The following is a 17,602-nucleotide window of genomic DNA, read 5'->3' as shown; positions in this document are numbered from 1 at the left end:
CCTCCTGAAATCGAACATATCTTTGTCTGTTTTTGATAAGTTCTCTACCGCTATCATACTACTATTCCGTTTTAGCTGTCAATAGCCAATTGGATTATTTTCTTTTTTCAGTTATTTTGCACAGAACATTCGTTCCGTCTCCTTCTATACAAATCCCAGACTGCCGTCCGGATTCCGCTTAAACTGCTTCACATACTCCCATCCCAGGGCCGGGTCCATCTGAGCCACATCATGGCCTTTTTCGTGCATAACGACATAATTGAACAGATTCAGATGCCTGTCGTCCTCCGAGTAAAACCTCTGCACGTCATAATAATGTGCCGGATGTCTGTCCGAGGGACGCAGTCTCTCCTGTACCTGACCCGGCACACCGCAGCCGCAGGGATCCGGATTTTCCCTGGAAGGCGTTTCCGCCACCGCGATATGGTTGTAAATTTTCCAGAAATCATACTGATACTGCTGCGTACATTTGGCATATACCGGGTAGGAAGGTTCCCTGGTTCCATAGGTGTACCATACAGGAATCAGATAGTCGTACTCCTTTTTCTTCTCCATGGCCAGACGGAAGGGAACCACATCCTCGAAGTTCACTTCGCTGGGCTCACTGCGCTTTCCGGGCCAGTTGGAGTCGATATGACAGATTGCTGCTATTCTGTCCGGATGCAGCATCGCCACCACCTGAGCATGGGCCGCACCATTGCTGAAGCCGGAGAGGTAGACACGCTCCGGATCCACCGGATAATTGGCTGTCATATAGTCGATCAGGGCAATGGCAAATCCCACATCGTCCTCTGCCTCCGGATCGTCCAGGGAACTGTTCCACTGGGTTCTGTTGGTTCCCCAGGGATAGACCGTAATAAATCCTTCCTGCTCTCCCAGTTCATGGAATTTGCTCATTTCCGCCGCTTCAGCCGGATTATCCGAAGCGCCGTGGAAGAAGAGCATCAACGGAACTTTTTTCTCCGGGTGAAGCTTCACCTGCTCCGGTACACTGGTAAACCAGGTATGGGGCTTTTTCACCTTTTCCTCCAGTCTGGTATCTTCCAGGAATATCTCGAAACCGGCCTTTTTCAAATCCATTCTGGGTTCCAGATCCCCGTAAGTATCCGTGTCCGGACGACGCACTCTGCCAAAGACACGATCCCAGGCATCCGCAATCAGCGCTCCCGTCTCTCTGTCACCGTTCTCCGCCACAATCCTTCGGGCGGGATTCCTCTTATTGGCATAAATCTGCAGGCTTATTCCTGTATCAGTCTCTTCCGCATCGGCGGGAACCGCCTCGTTTGCCACACGGAAATAGTTCAGCGCCCTGGAACCGGCATTCACCAGATAAGCCGCCACGGGAGCGCCCACCGCCCTGTATCTGGCCGTTTCGCTCAAATCACCGCCAACAGCCAGAATTCCGGCGATGCTCCTGGCCACGCAGGCCGCCAGTGTACAGACCATGGACGCGCCGCTGCCCAGACCAATGAGATATCTGGTGTCGTTCATGGGATGCCAGACACTCATCATAGCCTCGTGGGTGGGAATCCCATTGGGATGACACTTCAGCGGCTCCTCACTCTCTCTGCCGCAGGCATCCTGAAAACGCTGAAACGCCGTCACATCGTCGGCCTTCCCTTCCTCCATCGCCGCATTCCAGCTGCCGTTCACAGGATTGGGAAAGGACAGAATAACCTCCTTCTCCTCCGCCAGCTTCCGCATTCCCTGCTTCTCCAGAAGTTCCTGCACTGATGCCTCATCATCCCCGTCTCTGAACACAGTAATCAGGCTGCGCTTAAAAGCAGTACGTTTTTCCTGATTGGGAAAATACAGATACATACTTCTTCCGATGTCTTTCAGTTCCTTGTACACAAGTCCCATACTACTAACTCCCTCCTGTCTTCCGCTGCTTCCTCTGTCTTCTGTCATAACAGCATTTCTCAGCAGCATTTTATAGTTCCATTCCATTTTCTGTTGCACCATTTCATTATATGGCAATATGGCAACGTCTGATCAATTTGCTAAATCGTTTTTGCATTTTAAGAGTAAGCTTTTTGGCAAAATCTGTCAATGTGCAATTTGTGCAAATCAGAACCCTGATATTTCAGCACTTTTTCTGATTATAATTTCTTTTTTCCATATCTTTAATATGCTTCTGTTTTGCTATTTCGTTTTAGTTTTCTGTTGACACATGTGCTGTCCCATGTTAAGATACAAGGCAACAGGAAGTTTTTTGATGATCGAAAGGCAGAGCTTTATTTCTCAGAAGGGACTTTACTTATGGATAAGACAAACACAGGAAAACCTGCAAAAAAGATCATACTGGAACAGCTGGAACCGGGTACGGATGATGACCTGAAGGTTCAGAAAATCTCTTCCACGCTTCCCGAGGGGATCTCTTCCCGGGATGTCTATAAGGACATTCTCCGGATCGCCCTTCCCGCCAGTGTGGAGCTGATGCTTTCTTCGCTGGTCTCCATGGTAGATCTGATGATGGTTGGCGGTCTGGGTACCTGGGCCATCACTTCTGTGGGCCTTACCACACAGCCGAAGTTTCTCCTGATGACCATGGTCATGTCCATGAATGTGGGCGCCACTGCTCTGGTCGCACAGTCAAAAGGTGCCGGAAAGCAGGATGCGGCAAAAAAGTATGCCCGTCAGGCCGTAACAGTAAATCTGCTCATGGGCGCCGTGCTCTCTCTCATCGGATTGCTCACCGCACGTCCTCTGGTCAGTTTCATGGGCGCGAAAACTCCGGATATTCTGAACGCAGGCACCGCTTATCTTCAGATACAGATGGCCAGTTTCCTCTTCTTCTCCATGACTTCCACCCTGACCGCCGTGCTGCGGGGAATCGGAGATTCCAAAACGGCCATGTACTATAACTCCGCGGCCAATCTATGCAATATTGTTCTGAATTATCTTCTGATCAACGGACATTATGGCTTTCCCCGGATGGAAGTGGCCGGAGCCTCTCTGGCTACGGCAATCAGCCAGATCCTAGCATGCGCACTGGCCATTCTGGCTGTGTCCAAAAGGAAATGCTATCTACATATGAGTCTTCGTGACGATTTCCGGCCATCACGCCAGGAAATATCGGAAATTGCCGCTATCGGCCTTCCGGCGGCACTGGAACAGTTCATGATGCGTATCGGTTCTCTGATTTTCTCCAAAACCGTGGCATCTCTGGGAACGCTGGAATTCGCCGCCCATCAGGTCTGTATGAACATTCAGTCTCTCACCATGATGAACGGACAGGTATTCTCCATCTCCGCCACCTCTCTCATGGGACAGAGTCTGGGAAGACGCAGGCCCGACATGGCCCAGGCTTACACCACACGCTGCAGACGCTGCGGCATGACGGTGGCCGTTCTCATGGGTCTTGCGTTCGTTATCTTCGGTGCACCGCTTTCCGGACTTTATACCGAAGACGTGGCCTGTATTGCCATCTGTGTGGAAATTCTCTGGATTGTGGCTTTTATCCAGCCCTTCCAGTCTTCTCAGTTTATTGTGGCCGGCGCGCTGAGAGGTGCCGGAGATACGAAATTTGTGGCAAAGCTGACTTTCTTTACAGTGCTTCTGCTCCGACCCGGCCTGGCTATCCTGGCAGTCAATGGCTTCCACCTGGGATTACCCGGCGCATGGCTTGCCATTACAACGGACCAGATTCTGCGCTCCGCGCTCATTGCCTTCCGTTACCGTTCAGGGAAATGGAAGCAGCTGCCCCTGCTGCATGCGGCTAAGAGTAAGGCGGCCTGAAGTTATGGAGCCGTCGCGCAGCGACTAAAAACAGTATCACCCCACCCGACGTCCCAGGTACCGGATGGCAGGCGCGAAGATAATCGGTTAGGTTATGAAGGTGCACGAGAGGAACTTTCATGAGCGTACTTTCGAGTGAAAGTTCCTCTCCTGAGATGTGCACCGAGGAACTTAACCCTTTAGAGCCGTCGCGCAGCGACTAAAAACAGTATCAACCCACCCGACGTCCCAGGTACCAGATGGCAGGCGCGAAGATAATCGGTTAAGTTGCGAAGGTGCACGAGAGGAACTTTCATGAGCGTACTTTCGAGTGAAAGTTCCTCTCCTGAGATGTGCACCGAGGAACTTAACCCTTTAGAGCCGTCGCGCAGCGACTAAATTAGGAGGTATACATATATGGCAACAGTAAAAGACATTGACAGACTTCTGGAAAGTTTTGTCGAAAAAGGACTGCCTGGCTGTTCCCTCAAGGTCATGCAGAGAGGAACCACTCTTTACGAGGGATATTTCGGTGTCGCTGACCGGGATACCAAAGCGCCTGTGACGAAGGACTCTCTCTTCCGCCTGGCGTCTATGTCCAAAATTCCGCTTTATACGGCGATGATGATGCTCTATGAGCGGGGGAAATTCCTGTTGAGTGATCCTATCGGCAACTATCTTCCCGAGTGGAAGACCAGCAAAAAGTATGTGCGTCAGCCCAATGGTTATGTGAAGATACTCCCCACCGAGAATGTCATTACCATTCGTGACACACTCTCCATGAAATGCGGTCTCCCTTACTGCAATTCTGCGGCTCCCACGGAAGATATTACCCTCAGGGGAATGCAGGACTGCATGAAGCCGCTGTGGGAAAAAGGACATTACACCCTGCAGGAACAGCTTTCTGCCATTTCCCAGGCGCCTCTTGCCTGTGAACCCGGCTCCCACTGGATGTATGGTTTCTCCAGCGAACTGGCTGCAGGTATTATCGAGAAAGTCTGTGACAAGCCGGTCAATGACGCTCTCAAAGAGCTGTTGTTTGATCCTCTGGGCATGAAGAATACCGCTGCACTCTTCTTCGGCGATGCAAAAGAGCGCATGGTCTCATTGTATGCTCTGAACGAAAAGGGAGAATATGTTCCGGGTCCCGCCTTTTTTGACAAAAAGCATCTTCCCGGTGTGGAAAATGAAGCTGGCTGGGCCCGTCTCTTCTCCAATGTGGAAGATTATTCCCATCTGATGCAGATGCTGGCCTGCGGCGGCGAGTACAACGGCGTTCGTCTCATGAGTGCAGGAACTGTCGATCTGATGCGCGCCAACGGCCTGGACGAAATTCAGCTGAAGGATTTTCCTGAGGCAGGTTACGGTTATGGTTATGGTGTACGCACCTTAATTGACAAGGCGGCTGGAAATCTGAACGGTTCCTTCGGTTCTTTCGGCTGGACCGGCGGTTTTGGAACCTGGTGTGAGGCAGATCCGGAAGAAGGTCTCTCCATTGTTTACATGCATAATCTGATACCCAACGGTGAGCTGTATTACCATCCCCGGGTGCGCACGATTTCCTATGGGCTGCTGTAAATTTGTAACATAAAGTTGTGTTTGCAGATTTTCAGTTACCATGAATGTCGCATACGAACCCGCAGGAGAAAGTGTTTGGAAACGATACCTTATACAGACTTTCTCAGACTGCAGAAAGGAATAAATAAAATGGCTGATTTCAAAGATTTAGACAGACTTTTTCAGAAATATGTAGATGACGGGCTGCCCAACTGCAGCTGTGTCATCGCCAGAAAAGGAGAAATCCTGTATGAAAATTACTCCGGATGGGCCGATAAGGAAAACGACGTGAAGCTGAACGCAGACCACGTATTCCGTCAGGCCTCTCTGACGAAAATTGCCATGTACACCACGGCAATGATGCTCTATGAACAGGGCAAATTTCTGATGACAGATCCCCTGTATGAGTATTTCCCGGAATTTAAGAATTCTACCAAGCTGGTTACCATGCCCAATGGCTCTCTGGAGGTTGTTCCTGTGGAGAAGCCGATTCTGGTCAAACATATCTTCAATATGACCTGCGGACTTCCCTATGAGATGATTATCGGCGGTATGCCCGTCCGGCATCCTACCGCTCTGGCCATGGCCAAAGAGATGAAGGAGCTGCGGGCAAATGGATACTTTACCCTTCGGGATCAGATCAGAGCCGCATCCCGTGTTCCCCTTGCCTTCGAGCCGGGGACGCGCTTCCTGTATGGCTTCGCCAGCGAGCTGACAGCAGGTCTGCTGGAAGTCATCGGCGGCAAGGCGGCGGAGCTGGTGATCAAAGAAATGCTCTTCGAGCCTCTGGGAATGGACAGTTCTGCCAACTTCCTGTTCGGCGATCTGGAGAGCCGTCTGGTAAAGGATTACTACTTAAAGCCCGGCAAATCCCTGGCTGATCCGGATCCTTTCTATCTGCCGGAGCCTGAGCGTGAGGCTAAATTCGTGGGCCCTCTGGGAACCGTTCCCGGTTTCTCCCGGGTTATCACCAACTGCCGGGATTATACCAAGCTGATGCAGATGCTGGCAAACGGCGGTTCCTACAACGGTGTAAAGCTGATGGGCCGCAAGACCATCGACCTGCTGCGGACCAATACCCTGACTCCCGAAGTACTGGAGGGAGATTTCAGCAATACTTACCTGGCCGGTTACGGCTATGGCTATGGAATGCGTATGCTGCTGGACAGATATGCCGGTCAGCACAACGGATTCCCGGGCCAGTTCGGATGGACGGGCGGCTCCGGAACCTGGGCGGAAGCTTCCCCCGAGGAAGGCGTCTCCATCGTCTATATGCACAACCTTCAGCCGAATCTGGAGGAGTACCACCATCTCCGTATGCGCGCTGTCGCTTACGGATGTCTGTAAGCCATCCACATCTTTTTTTCCTTTTGGGGCGTCCTTTCAACGGGGCGCCCCCCTTTATATGCAGGCCGGCATATGGGAAATTCCTTAATAAGTCCTCAGCAAAAAAGCCATATACAGCGACCCACAAGGGTGCATTCTCCTTTGTATCGAATCACGAAATCCACTTCAAGCCCGGAGTCTTTATGAAAATAATGAATATCATACTGGGTGCCGTCCTAATGATTTACTTTAGAAAATGGACAGCGTTTTCCAATACATTGATTATTTTGTGCGGAATAGCCGCACACTACCTCCGGCTTTTCCATTTCAATCCCAAAATTATCTTTCACAAAATCAACAGCCGCAAAGATGGACAAGTAGGAATCCCTTTTACAACAGCGGGGTCCGCCAACCATCCCTATCTCTCCCAAAGCCTTTGAAGTCATCAGATGGGAAAGACCAAAGGGCTCAACAGCCAGCGGCGTGGATTTAGAAATAATCGACACAAACATACCGGTACTGATACCGGCTCCGCAGGCACCCCAAAAACCACAAGCCCCGCCGGGAACACTTTTCCCCCTGTTCATCATTTCAATCAGCGCCTGCTGCAGATCAATGTTTCCTCCGGCATTTTTAAAAGCCGTCAGCAAAGCCGAACCGACCATTACATGATGTTCCGGCCCATGCATATGACAGAATGGCTGTTCCATCATCTTCTCCATGATCTCAACCGGATTCTTTGAAACTTCTTTCAGGCACATCCCGATAATGACATCCATACCGGCAGTATGGCACTCATTACATACATAATGCCCCTTTACACACCTGGTCTTGCTTGTCTCCTTCTTGTGACATACGGCACACTCCATTACCTCATCTGTCTCCAGATATTCAAGCGGTGCTTTACATATCAAACATTCTTCCTTCATAGGTAACCCCATCTCCCTTAACCGTAATTTCTTTTTCCCATTATACAGGACATCCCCCCAAAAAGCATCTGTTATTTCTCCTAAAACTCCTTCAATGTAAACGACACCTTCCAAAGCCCCTTATAGAACGTATCCTTCACCAGCACCGCCTTATCCCCCTCAACAAGCATCTCCGCCTTCTTCATCTCCAATGTCTCCGTATCAAAATACTCCACCGCTATCTTCTCTCTGCTTAAACCCCGTCAGCAATTTCAGCCACTTCGGGAAAACCGAAAAGCTCACCGCAACAGATGCACCATCAGCGGTACTAACCTGAAGAATTTAGCGAATGGCAGTAAAAAACAGTCTTCTGAAGCGAAAGATTATCTCACCGTTTTCTTGCTTGTTATAAATCTCAGCTGCACTTTCCGCAATCTCATCAATTAGACTTTGAGCCTCTGTCTTATTCAACGCCTGAATATACGGTAAGAGCCTTGTTCCCTTAACCCATTCAACCATTGCATTTATTGATGGCAAATTGTGGTAGTAAACCGTTTCCCATATATCAAAATTATCTGTTAGCGATGAAAGAATGTCAAAGTATTCATCGCCGTTTAATGTGGCGTTCTGCTCATTTAGAGAAGATAAAAAGACCCATTTATCTTCATTTACGATTTCTTTTATTATCTTGAATAACGGCTCTTGCGTATTGACTGGGATTTGAACCGCCATAACACCATTCTCATTAAGTCTATCAAATAGCAAAGGTATTATTTCTCTATGACCTGGCACCCATTGCAGGCAGGCATTTGAAAATATGACATCATAATTTGCATTGTCGTGACAAATTTCATCAACGCTCATCGTCTTAAATTCCAAATCCGGATATGTAGCCGCTGCCTTTTCAATCATATTTTCAGAATTATCAATACCCACTATATGAGCATTTGGAAAGTACTTTTTTAATACATTGGTGCTGTTGCCTGGTCCACAGCCAATATCAATAATATTTTGTGGATTAATAGCGCTTATTTTTCTCACCAAATCAATAGCTGGCTGTGTTCTTTGACTTTTGAATTTCAAGTATTGCTCAGAATTCCATTCTGCCATTTTTCCTACTCCTTATAATTTCGAATTAACGATTTATACCGGGAAAAATTATACCATACCCAATTACGGAAAACAATCTGCCCTTGAGGGAACCGCTGTATTTGCCATAGACGGACGGCGCGATGCCGTATGGAAAATGTGGTTGAACTGGACGAAGGAAAACTACTTGTCGCATATAAGCCATTGGAACGGATGCTGGAATTGGGATAGCTCTTGAACTGTTATAGAATTCTAAATGGCAGATTTCAGGATTACATATCATATCCTGTTATGGGCAGAACATTCACTTATGTGATATTTTTCAATCTATATTCTCAGGATTTCATGGTTATCTGAGGAACCATGAAATCCTGTGGAAAGTACCAGTCATCTACTGCAACTTGTAACAGCTCAGCGGCTTTTTGCGTAAGTGGAAACCGCCTGTTTTTTCTGGTGCAGATACCGTGCCGCATACACGAAGGGCGTGTCCGCAATGCTTGTGGCCACAAAAATAATATAGCTGGCGACAGCAATGGAAACCAGTGTCTTTGTGTCATAGGTGCCCAAAAATGCGCCCCATGTGAACAGGACTGTGTTTAGAAGCTGGGATACCAGCGTGGAGCCATTGTTCCGGAGCCACAGGAATTTCTTGGAATCCCCGAATTTGCTTTTGGTGAACGTCCACCATTTATGATATGCCCATACGTCGAAAAGCTGGACAATGACGTATACAATAATGCCTACCGCCATTAAGCGGGGGGTATTGGAGAAGACTGTGCGGATGGCCGGGGTTGCAAAATCACTTTCATTTGGCACATACAGCATCCAGGACTGGCTTAAGAAAATGAAAATGACTGAAGTGGCAATCCCAAGGTAAACCGCAGTCTGGGCGGCTTTTTTCCCATAAAGCTCACTCAAAATGTCCGTTACCAGAAAAGTTGAGGCAAACAGGATATTGCCCAGCGTCATTTCCATACCGAAAGCAGTTACCATTATCAAAACTTCAATATTTGCCGCAATGGTAGCCAGCACAGTCCACAAATACAGCCCCTGCTCCTGAAACAGCCAGAATAGGAATACGACTGTGGAAAAAGTAAGAAATAAGGATACCAATAAAAGAATTTCATTCTGCATGTTCTACAACTCCTCCTACGCCGAAAGCAGTATTTTCCATTAAAATATCTACCCGGCTGTTTTCTATGTATTTTGGATAAAGTTCCTTGGTGAAACTTGCAATGACACGGGGGTCTGGCTTGATGGGCTTTTTGTTTTCCTGCATAATGTTGATGCAGACCCGCTCAAAATAGGCAAGGCCGGTTTGAATGTCCCTGTCCATGCTTTCCGCAGTCTGGCCGGGGATGCCCTGCAGCAGGCAGATCTCGTCAAAATATTCCGCCAGTTCCTCTGGGGAACGGGCGTCAATGCCTTTATCCAGATAGCTTTCCCGGAATAGGGCATCGAAGGTTTCCACGCCGGTTTTCACCTTCAGTTCAATCCCATGGGCTGCAAAACGCTTGCGGAATGGGGGAATTGCCTCCCTGTGCCGCCAGTGGCACTCAAAATGTACCTGGGTGATATGGCAGTCTTTGCAGACTGTTTCAATCAGTGCGAGGGTTTCCTCATCCAAATCCACAAAGCTGCCGGAATTAATCACCTCAAGCTTATGGTGGATGCCAGTGACTTTTTCAAGCTGTTCCCGGTTCAGGGCAAAATTTGCACTGCTGTCCGGGGAAAAATCAAGATGGTAGTCGCAGAAGCGGCACCGTCTCCAAGAACAGCCAAGGCCCCGCAGCATTACGATTTCACGGGGATTTTTTTCATTGATGACCGCATAGCGGTTTGGGTTAAAATCTTCCATGGCGCTTCCTTTCTGTGCAGCTAAAAATATGCACAATGCATCTCATTGTCTTATCAGTTCTGGTTGCAAGAACAAAGCGGGCAAGCCAACATCATTTCCTGGTAAACACGGCCTTTCCCGTGAAAATCGGGCAGGGAAGATTTTCTTCCTGCTCGTCGCGCGGCCTGTGCGCCGCTTTAGCGGCAGATTTCCAGGTGCAGGGAGTCGCACTTTGTGCATGGGCCTGCGCATAAAAAAAAGCACGCAGAACGTGCCCATACAGAAAAACGGTTTTTTCCGGCACAGGGGGAACCTGTGCAGAATCCTTCCGTTTTCAAATCCCTAGTTTTGTTTAAAGACAGGATGGTCACGAACTGTCTTATGCAATTTTGTCTTGCCATACTATGCAGGCAAAGCGCCTGCACGCAAAGCATTCTACCACATTGGAACTTCATTTGCAAGGGGAAAATTAATTTTTCTTTTGATTCCATACTGTTTTCGTATTGTGTCAATCTCGTCTAAAGTAAGCAGTTCTTTTCGCAGCGGGTTATCACAGTCCACCGGCATTCAGACCAGCCTGCAGTCCCATACTTCGATCCCTGCATCCTGGAAAACATCCATAAGTCTGTCCCTGACCGAGTCTTTGCCAACGCCCTTTTTCACAATTGCCTGCAGAAAGCCTCCGCCGCCGGCCCCGCAGATCATCCGGCCCTCGATAAGGTCTTCCACCGTACTGAATATATGTTCAATGAGGGTGTTGCTGCTGCCCCCGTCGATCTTCTTTGACAGCTCCCAATGCTGTGAGAGCAGATGCGCAAAGTCATCAATATGTCCCCGCTCCAGTTCAAAACGCATCAGAGCGGCTAATCTCTGAATCTCGTTGAGCGCCGTTACCGTTTCCGGCTCATTTCCGATGTACCGTCCGACCACGTCCCGCAACAGATTTCTCGCCAGCCTCCTCTGTCCGGTGTAGATGAGAATTAAACGTGCGTTCAGTTCCTCCAGGGATTCCGCCGCCATTCTTACAGACTCCACATGGATATCCTGCGACCTCCCCGGCATGGTGGTGATGAATTTGATTCCGGGCGTCAGACCGCCCACCTGATCCTGCCAGCCCCCGCCTGTGGACATGATCTGCTCCATTACCAGCACATGCCTGTAGATTTCCTGCGGCGTACAGGGTGTTGCGGTAAAAGCACAAAGCGCCTTCACACAGGCCGCCGCCAAAATGCTGGATGTCCCCAGACCACTGCCCTTTGGCACACCCACTACCTCCGTATCCATCTGGAAACCGGCCCCCATATGGCACAGTATCGTCTCCAGGTCGCCGCCATGCTTCGGGATGATACCGCAGGCCATGAGCGCTGCCTTTTGAAGCACATACGGATCATAGGGATCTCCTGCATCCTGCAGTTCCTCTATATGGCAAAATTCTCCGTATACTCCCATATCGCCGGAAGATAAGACTATCTTCTTCTCTTCCAGCGCCGTCAGCCTGACGGTCACCGGTTTCTTCCCGTTCAATAAAACCGCGGCATTCAGCACGGTCCCTCCGTTCTCGTAGCAGTAAGGGGGCGTGTCGCTCCAGCCGCCTCCCCAGTTCAGGCGCAAAGGCAGTTCCACAATGCATTCTTTATGTACAATCCGCCGTACGGCTTCTTCCTTCCACTGCTCTGCCGCAGAGTTCAACACGGCTTCCTGAACCGCATGAAAGCAATGAGCGATATATCGTTCTCCTTCGGCTCCTCCCAAAGCTTTTCCTATATAGTAGTTCAACCGCATTCTGTCCCGGTAATCAGCGGAGGCAAGACGGCCTTCCATCCATTGCCTCTGAATCAAAGTCAATCGTCCCTCAGGGAAAAGTCCCTGAACATCCGATACCGGACGTCCTGCCTGTATAAGCTTCTCCAGCGCATCCATCTGCACCAGCTCCCCCATCCGCTTTTCCCATGCGATCAGGGCATCCGGATCCGCATCATAGAAACCTGCCTGCAGACTGGTGCGCTCACTGCTCCTCCATACTGCCACATCCCCTCGCCCCCAGGCCATGGCATGTACATTCAAGGATGCTTTTATCGCTTCCCGGATCGTGTCACAGACCGGATAGAGCCTGGCTGTCCACAGAGTATGTTCCTGAGAATCCCAGATTTCACTCTCTTTCAGAGCGTTTGCCTTCACAAACCCTTCCAGGCTTGTCCCCAGGAAAGAGCCCTCCTTTCCCTCTTTTGGGTTATCATGTGTCCCATAGATACGCGCTACAAATTTCCCGTCCCGCCGTTTCAGGGCATGAAGCACCACATCGTCCGGTACCACCTCATCACCGACGTCCACAAAGGAAAGAATAGTACGGTTCCCGATCCTGGCTCCCGGTCCCGCACTGCTCACCTCCAGATATACCCCCTTACCACATTCCGCACCGGAAGAAAGAATGCTCATATAACCTGCAGCGGCACCGTCGTTGATGGAACTGCTGACACACCTGCTCCAGCCTAACCCTGCGTAACTTTCCACACCGGTATCCATAAGCTCCAGGACTTCACCCGTAGTGCCGAAATGAATGAATTGGGCCGGCGCAAGGCGCAGGAGTTTCATACAGAAAGGATGCAGCGCATACCATACAGCCCGTCTGGCCTCCTCCAGTTCCCGGCAGTATTCCCCTTCCGACTTCTCCCGAAGAAAACTTTCCAGGGTTGCCCCTGTGGCCATGGGATACTGGAAATCCCCATACAGATTCAGGCGTACTTTCTCGTTAACAAAACGCTCCGGGTCCTTTTTGACCAGACTGTACAGCGCCCGGAGTATCCCCGGAGAAAAAATGACAGCTCCCGTATCAATATCCACGCATCCGCGGTTATTCACCGCCCCCTTTTCTTTCAGGGTCTCTACTGTCTGCTTATGAAGGAATTCTGCCACATTATCATCATCGTTCTTTAAATAGACACCGTGATTTTTCCCCGTTTCCACATCCGCCTTGAAAGACAAAACTGCCGCACCTTCCCCGGAAAAATCGATCTGGAGGGGATTGAACAGTAGGAGCACATCTCCGGAAAGCAGCAGCATTCCCTCCCTGATACGTCCTGCCACACCGGACATGGCCACCAGAAATTCGTCGAAAAGAGTGGAAGGACGGCCGTTGGGAAGAACGCGGGGCACAGGGGAGAACAGCTTGCCAAGGGCGGAGTACTGAGGAACCCGCCTGCTGTCCCCGCCGGAATGAATGACCAGGATACGCAGGTTTCCAAAGTCTTCCGTTTTTGTTTCTTCCACCAGAGAGCGCAGAACGTTCAGGGTGGCGCCGCCGCTTCCTACCCGCCTTCCTTCCGGATCGGGAATGACGTGGAAATGGGTGCGTCCCGGCAGGAAGCCGGAGACCTGTCTCTGTTTCAGCTGCTTCCGGAAGCCTTCTGCCTGGTGTTCATCAGAGGCAGTGAGGACAATGTAATCCCAGCAGGGAAAGGTTTCGCGGGTCAGGGAGCGGAGATAGTCGTCCCAGGCGTCCTGGAGGTACTGGGAAAGGAAGAGGGATTCCAGAGATGGGTGGGTGTGGGTTGTTTTGGGCATGATTTTCTCCTCTGTATGTTTTTTCATGAAAGCTATTGGGGCAGCTAATTTTATCCTAATCTGATATTCAGCTCATCCAAACAGATTAATTTCTAATATGTATTGGAAATTTTTACAACAGTTATTCCATCTACTTCTATTATGGAACCTTTTTGAGGAAACTCCGACATATTCATAACCTCCTCTTTTTCGCACAGCTCATTATATTGTCCGTTAGTGCAAAAATGTAATTGTATGCCGCAATATTCCCTGAAAAGATAACGCCAAAATTCATTATTGTTTTGCCAGCTATCTCCAAATCTGTCTTCCCCCCACACTTTACTCCACGCTTCTCTTCTGGCAAATAACGGGTTTGCCGGCCCTCCGCCAATCAATGCCACTGTATAGTCCTCCTCCAAATATCCGCCTGTGACCAATTCGCCCAATACCGCCTCTGCCAGTCCTGCCGACGCCGTCTTTCCTTCCTTCAGCGCCAACTGCTCATTTGTAACTGACAGAATATTTACCCAAAGAAATGCCAATAGAAACAAACAGTATCCACGTTTGGCGAAGAAAGAAAGTTTCCCCTTCACAGGAACAAGAACTGACAACAATATAATACATACAATCATACTCATTGACATCAGTCTGGAGTTACTTCCCGGCACAATAAGCGTTATTGCACTTGCTGCTATCGGAATCAAAGCTATGCATAAAAGAAACAGTGCCGCATATCTCCAGTTTTTCCGTAATATAATAAGAAATTGATAAATGATACAGAAAACTGTCATACAGATAAGACATATCAGTACAACCCGAAACATTTCATGAAGATTCAAGAACATATGATGGCTTGAAAAAAAATAAGTGCAATTTCGATAGCACTGCCGAATATTCTGAGGGAAATTCAGAATTATATTTTTCAGTGATACTCCTGAAACTCCTTTGTAGGAGGAAAGTTTTGTATTGAATCTGGCCAGCAGTAGTTGGGTAAGGATAAAATATATGATTCCACCTGCAATAATAGATACAGTACTTTTCACCAAAAACCCCAAAATGTTCTTTTTGTCCGCATTCAGCAGCAGCATCTTTATTAACAGCATCAGGATCAGTAAACAGGTAACACTGATATAAGCCTGATAAGAACTCATAGAAATCGCAATACATACCCCCCCTGCCAACACTCCCATTACTTTATGCCAGCGATAGATACAAAAGACTGAAAAAACACTAAACAAAAATGCCAGACTATAGTTTACTGCAGTATACGAATACGCTAATGTAGCACAGATAATTGGATTCGCTGATAAAACCATAACCGACAGTATGCCCAAAACCTTATTTTCAATTGCAAACAAGTCAAGAATCAGGACACCTGCAATTGATGTAATAACCAGCAAAAGAATAGTGTTCAGCGGAACCGACATAACTCCAGCTCTTAACTTATCAAAATATGGCAGCAATCCTCTTCCCGATGATACCTCTACTCTGCCTGCAATGTAATTAGATGTATGCAGCAATCCATCCATACTGTTTACCAGATGTTCTGACATCATTGTAAAATAGACTAACACACCGAATATCAAATTTATAAGAATAACACTGTCGTATTTCTGAATCCATTTCAATATGTTTTTTTCAAATCCAGCCAATCTCTTAAGATACATCTCTGTACTCCTTTGTTTTTTCTAGAGCGTGTTTGAAAATTAAAAAGTACACAAAACCTTTGTTTCCATCCCTAATCCATGCTAAAATAAAGAAAAAAGGAGCGATATTATGTTGAGGCGTTACGAACTTACCGATCAGGAATGGGAACAGGTTGCATCTTTACTTCCCTTGGAAAAAACAGGAAAACCAGGACGGCCTTCCACGGATAACCACACCATGCTTAACGGGATGGTCTGGATTGCACGCAGCGGAGCCCCGTGGCGTGACCTTCCGGAACGCTATGGCCCCTGGAATTCGGTATACAGCCGTTTCCGTAAGTGGATTGATGACGGAATCCTTGATAATATCTTCCGAGTGCTCAGCCTTGAGGCCGAACTTTATGAACTTTCACTGGATGCCACATCCTGTCTACCTGATGCTTAGCGAAGGACAGCGCAATGACATTAATTTTGCCATCCCAGTCCTGGAGCATGTGAATATAGAAGGAAGCAACATACTTGCGGACCGCGGTTATGACAGTTATAAACTAATCGATTATATTTATGAAAACGGCGGGGAAACAACCATCCCTTCCAAAAAAGGAGCCAAATTTGAGCGCCACTGTGACTGGTGGCTGTATAAAGAGCGCCATTTGGTAGAGAAATACTTTCTCAAACTCAAGGGGTTCCGCCGCATTGCCACCCGTTATGATAAGCTGGCGTTCACCTATATGGGATTTGTATGCCTTGTTTCAATCCTAATTTGGTTAAAATGACCAGAGGTTGGTAATTTTCAAACACGCTCTAGTCTAAAGGTGTACCGTCCACATCTTCCGAATGGCATAATCCACCTGCTTTCAAATCCGTTTTACAATCATCAAGCTACTGATAGGTACGGTTCTGGCGATGGCAGACACTTATTAATGCCATAACAACAAGGACATAAAAGAAGTTGGTCTACTGGCCATTTGCTAACTGCCACCATTTTATCTTATAATCTTCACCCTTCCCGTCCATTTCATAACCCTCTGAAAAAAGATTCCAACTCCCCACGACGCCATCAAAAACAAAATATAACTGATAAACCATGACATATGTGGCAGATAGCCACTTTCCCAAAAAAGTAATACAAAATAATGTATCAAATATACAGCATATGTCGATGTTGACAATAAAGACACAACTACCTGCACTTTCTTATTCTCAAACCGAATCTTTAATATTTTGAACAGCAAAATAATCGTATAAAACCCAACCCCAAACACAAGGAACCCGCTTGTATTTCCTGCAATCCATCCAATTGATCCAATACCAAAACCGTATACCAATCCCTCTTTATATCTCTTTTCTTTTACAACAAACCATACCAAACATCCTAAGCAAAAAATATATAAAAGACATAAAAAATTCCAATTGACAAATTGTCTGTTCGCAATAGTGTTCATCCACTGTTTTAATAACGGTGTTGACACCGCTGTCAAAAATGTCACAAAAGCCCACCCCCTTGCTGTATTTAAAAACTTAAGTAAAATTGGTGCCAACAAATACCAACCCATAAAAGCTGGCATCGTCCAAAAATAATTTACTGAATTCCACCACATCCACTCTTTCGCAGGAATAAACATATTAATTAGAAACACATGATATATCCATTCCCAACTGACAGGATACTTTTTCAACCACAGTGCAGCAATAACAAATGTCAATATAAGTGACATCCAATACATGGGCAATATATTCATAGCCTTTTGAAAAACATACGCCGCATAGCTCGTTTGCCTGTTCACTGATTCCACAACCAAATATCCGCTAATCAAAAAATATAATGCCACTCCATAGGCACCAAATCCAAATAATTTATCCACTATAATCGGTAACTCAATACCCCCCCTAAAGTGGACAGATAAAACCATAAGTAGAGCCAAAATTCTAAAACAATCTATACTATAATCCCTATTTATTTTCTGCATATACCCAAA

General features: G+C 47.7%; 13 protein-coding genes and 1 pseudogene. 5 read left to right on the top strand and 9 right to left on the bottom strand.

Annotated elements, in window-relative coordinates:
• Positions 1-144: 144 nt before the first annotated feature.
• Positions 145-1,950: a CE1 family esterase gene (locus NSB25_RS04780; protein WP_242982297.1), complete on the bottom strand. Its 1,806-nt coding sequence runs from the start codon at positions 1,948-1,950 to the stop codon at positions 145-147.
• A gap of 312 nt (positions 1,951-2,262) precedes the next feature.
• Between NSB25_RS04780 and NSB25_RS04775 the strand changes: the two genes are divergently transcribed.
• From NSB25_RS04775 to NSB25_RS04765, 3 genes are all read left to right on the top strand, one after another.
• A complete protein-coding gene (locus NSB25_RS04775; protein WP_103238300.1) occupies positions 2,263-3,741 on the top strand; it encodes an MATE family efflux transporter in 1,479 nt (492 codons plus the stop codon).
• Positions 3,742-4,137: 396 nt separating this feature from the next.
• The gene (locus NSB25_RS04770) at positions 4,138-5,298 is read left to right on the top strand and encodes a serine hydrolase domain-containing protein (RefSeq protein WP_103238299.1); all 1,161 of its coding nucleotides are present in this window, start codon (positions 4,138-4,140) and stop codon (positions 5,296-5,298) included.
• Positions 5,299-5,427: 129 nt separating this feature from the next.
• Positions 5,428-6,624 (top strand): serine hydrolase domain-containing protein, encoded by a 1,197-nt coding sequence (locus NSB25_RS04765; RefSeq protein WP_103238471.1) that lies wholly within the window; start codon positions 5,428-5,430, stop codon positions 6,622-6,624.
• 215 nt (positions 6,625-6,839) lie between these two features.
• On the opposite strand, the gene NSB25_RS04760 is transcribed toward NSB25_RS04765, so the two are convergent.
• The 7 genes and pseudogenes from NSB25_RS04760 to NSB25_RS04730 all read right to left on the bottom strand — a co-directional run bounded on the left by NSB25_RS04760 (position 6,840) and on the right by NSB25_RS04730 (position 15,644).
• Positions 6,840-7,532, bottom strand: coding sequence for a DUF5714 domain-containing protein (locus tag NSB25_RS04760; RefSeq protein ID WP_103238298.1), 693 nt, complete (start codon positions 7,530-7,532; stop codon positions 6,840-6,842).
• Between the two features lie 80 nt (positions 7,533-7,612).
• Positions 7,613-7,823 (bottom strand): annotated as a pseudogene (locus NSB25_RS29630) (hypothetical protein); the annotation flags it as partial.
• Between the two features lie 30 nt (positions 7,824-7,853).
• Positions 7,854-8,621 carry a methyltransferase domain-containing protein gene (locus tag NSB25_RS04750; protein ID WP_103238297.1) on the bottom strand — a complete coding sequence of 256 codons (768 nt, stop codon included), beginning with the start codon at positions 8,619-8,621 and terminating at the stop codon, positions 7,854-7,856.
• 390 nt (positions 8,622-9,011) lie between these two features.
• Positions 9,012-9,734, bottom strand: coding sequence for a queuosine precursor transporter (locus tag NSB25_RS04745; protein WP_103238296.1), 723 nt, complete (start codon positions 9,732-9,734; stop codon positions 9,012-9,014).
• Positions 9,724-10,458 carry a radical SAM protein gene (locus tag NSB25_RS04740; RefSeq protein ID WP_103238295.1) on the bottom strand — a complete coding sequence of 245 codons (735 nt, stop codon included), beginning with the start codon at positions 10,456-10,458 and terminating at the stop codon, positions 9,724-9,726. Before NSB25_RS04740 ends, NSB25_RS04745 begins: the two co-directional genes overlap by 11 nt.
• 546 nt (positions 10,459-11,004) lie before the next feature.
• A complete protein-coding gene (locus tag NSB25_RS04735) occupies positions 11,005-13,998 on the bottom strand; it encodes a fucose pyrophosphorylase domain-containing protein (RefSeq protein WP_103238293.1) in 2,994 nt (997 codons plus the stop codon).
• Positions 13,999-14,090: 92 nt separating this feature from the next.
• Positions 14,091-15,644 carry a glucosyltransferase domain-containing protein gene (locus NSB25_RS04730; protein WP_103238292.1) on the bottom strand — a complete coding sequence of 518 codons (1,554 nt, stop codon included), beginning with the start codon at positions 15,642-15,644 and terminating at the stop codon, positions 14,091-14,093.
• Positions 15,645-15,753: 109 nt separating this feature from the next.
• Between NSB25_RS04730 and NSB25_RS04725 the strand changes: the two genes are divergently transcribed.
• Together NSB25_RS04725 and NSB25_RS04720 are read left to right on the top strand one after the other, a co-directional pair.
• Positions 15,754-16,068, top strand: a complete 315-nt coding sequence (locus NSB25_RS04725) for a transposase (RefSeq protein WP_242982296.1) — start codon at positions 15,754-15,756, stop codon at positions 16,066-16,068.
• Complete coding sequence (locus NSB25_RS04720; protein ID WP_242982295.1) at positions 16,025-16,399, top strand: transposase; 375 nt, start codon at positions 16,025-16,027, stop codon at positions 16,397-16,399. Before NSB25_RS04725 ends, NSB25_RS04720 begins: the two co-directional genes overlap by 44 nt.
• A 210-nt stretch (positions 16,400-16,609) precedes the next feature.
• On the opposite strand, the gene NSB25_RS04715 is transcribed toward NSB25_RS04720, so the two are convergent.
• Entirely contained in the window at positions 16,610-17,593 is a 984-nt protein-coding gene (locus NSB25_RS04715; RefSeq protein ID WP_103238291.1) for an acyltransferase family protein, read from the bottom strand.
• Positions 17,594-17,602: the final 9 nt, after the last annotated feature.

This window comes from Acetatifactor muris, assembly GCF_024623325.1.
Lineage (GTDB): Bacteria > Bacillota > Clostridia > Lachnospirales > Lachnospiraceae > Acetatifactor > Acetatifactor muris.
The sequence above is the reverse complement of the archived record's forward strand: the minus strand, read 5'-3'. Positions and strand labels throughout refer to the sequence as shown.

Excerpts from the sequence above, each read along its gene's own strand:
- NSB25_RS04780 (WP_242982297.1), bottom strand. The coding sequence starts at position 1,950 with ATGGAATGGAACTATAAAATGCTGCTGAGAAATGCTGTTATGACAGAA.
- NSB25_RS04775 (WP_103238300.1), top strand. The coding sequence starts at position 2,263 with ATGGATAAGACAAACACAGGAAAACCTGCAAAAAAGATCATACTGGAA.
- NSB25_RS04770 (WP_103238299.1), top strand. The coding sequence starts at position 4,138 with ATGGCAACAGTAAAAGACATTGACAGACTTCTGGAAAGTTTTGTCGAA.
- NSB25_RS04765 (WP_103238471.1), top strand. The coding sequence starts at position 5,428 with ATGGCTGATTTCAAAGATTTAGACAGACTTTTTCAGAAATATGTAGAT.
- NSB25_RS04760 (WP_103238298.1), bottom strand. The coding sequence starts at position 7,532 with ATGAAGGAAGAATGTTTGATATGTAAAGCACCGCTTGAATATCTGGAG.
- NSB25_RS04750 (WP_103238297.1), bottom strand. The coding sequence starts at position 8,621 with ATGGCAGAATGGAATTCTGAGCAATACTTGAAATTCAAAAGTCAAAGA.
- NSB25_RS04745 (WP_103238296.1), bottom strand. The coding sequence starts at position 9,734 with ATGCAGAATGAAATTCTTTTATTGGTATCCTTATTTCTTACTTTTTCC.
- NSB25_RS04740 (WP_103238295.1), bottom strand. The coding sequence starts at position 10,458 with ATGGAAGATTTTAACCCAAACCGCTATGCGGTCATCAATGAAAAAAAT.
- NSB25_RS04735 (WP_103238293.1), bottom strand. The coding sequence starts at position 13,998 with ATGCCCAAAACAACCCACACCCACCCATCTCTGGAATCCCTCTTCCTT.
- NSB25_RS04730 (WP_103238292.1), bottom strand. The coding sequence starts at position 15,644 with ATGTATCTTAAGAGATTGGCTGGATTTGAAAAAAACATATTGAAATGG.
- NSB25_RS04725 (WP_242982296.1), top strand. The coding sequence starts at position 15,754 with ATGTTGAGGCGTTACGAACTTACCGATCAGGAATGGGAACAGGTTGCA.
- NSB25_RS04720 (WP_242982295.1), top strand. The coding sequence starts at position 16,025 with ATGAACTTTCACTGGATGCCACATCCTGTCTACCTGATGCTTAGCGAA.
- NSB25_RS04715 (WP_103238291.1), bottom strand. The coding sequence starts at position 17,593 with ATGCAGAAAATAAATAGGGATTATAGTATAGATTGTTTTAGAATTTTG.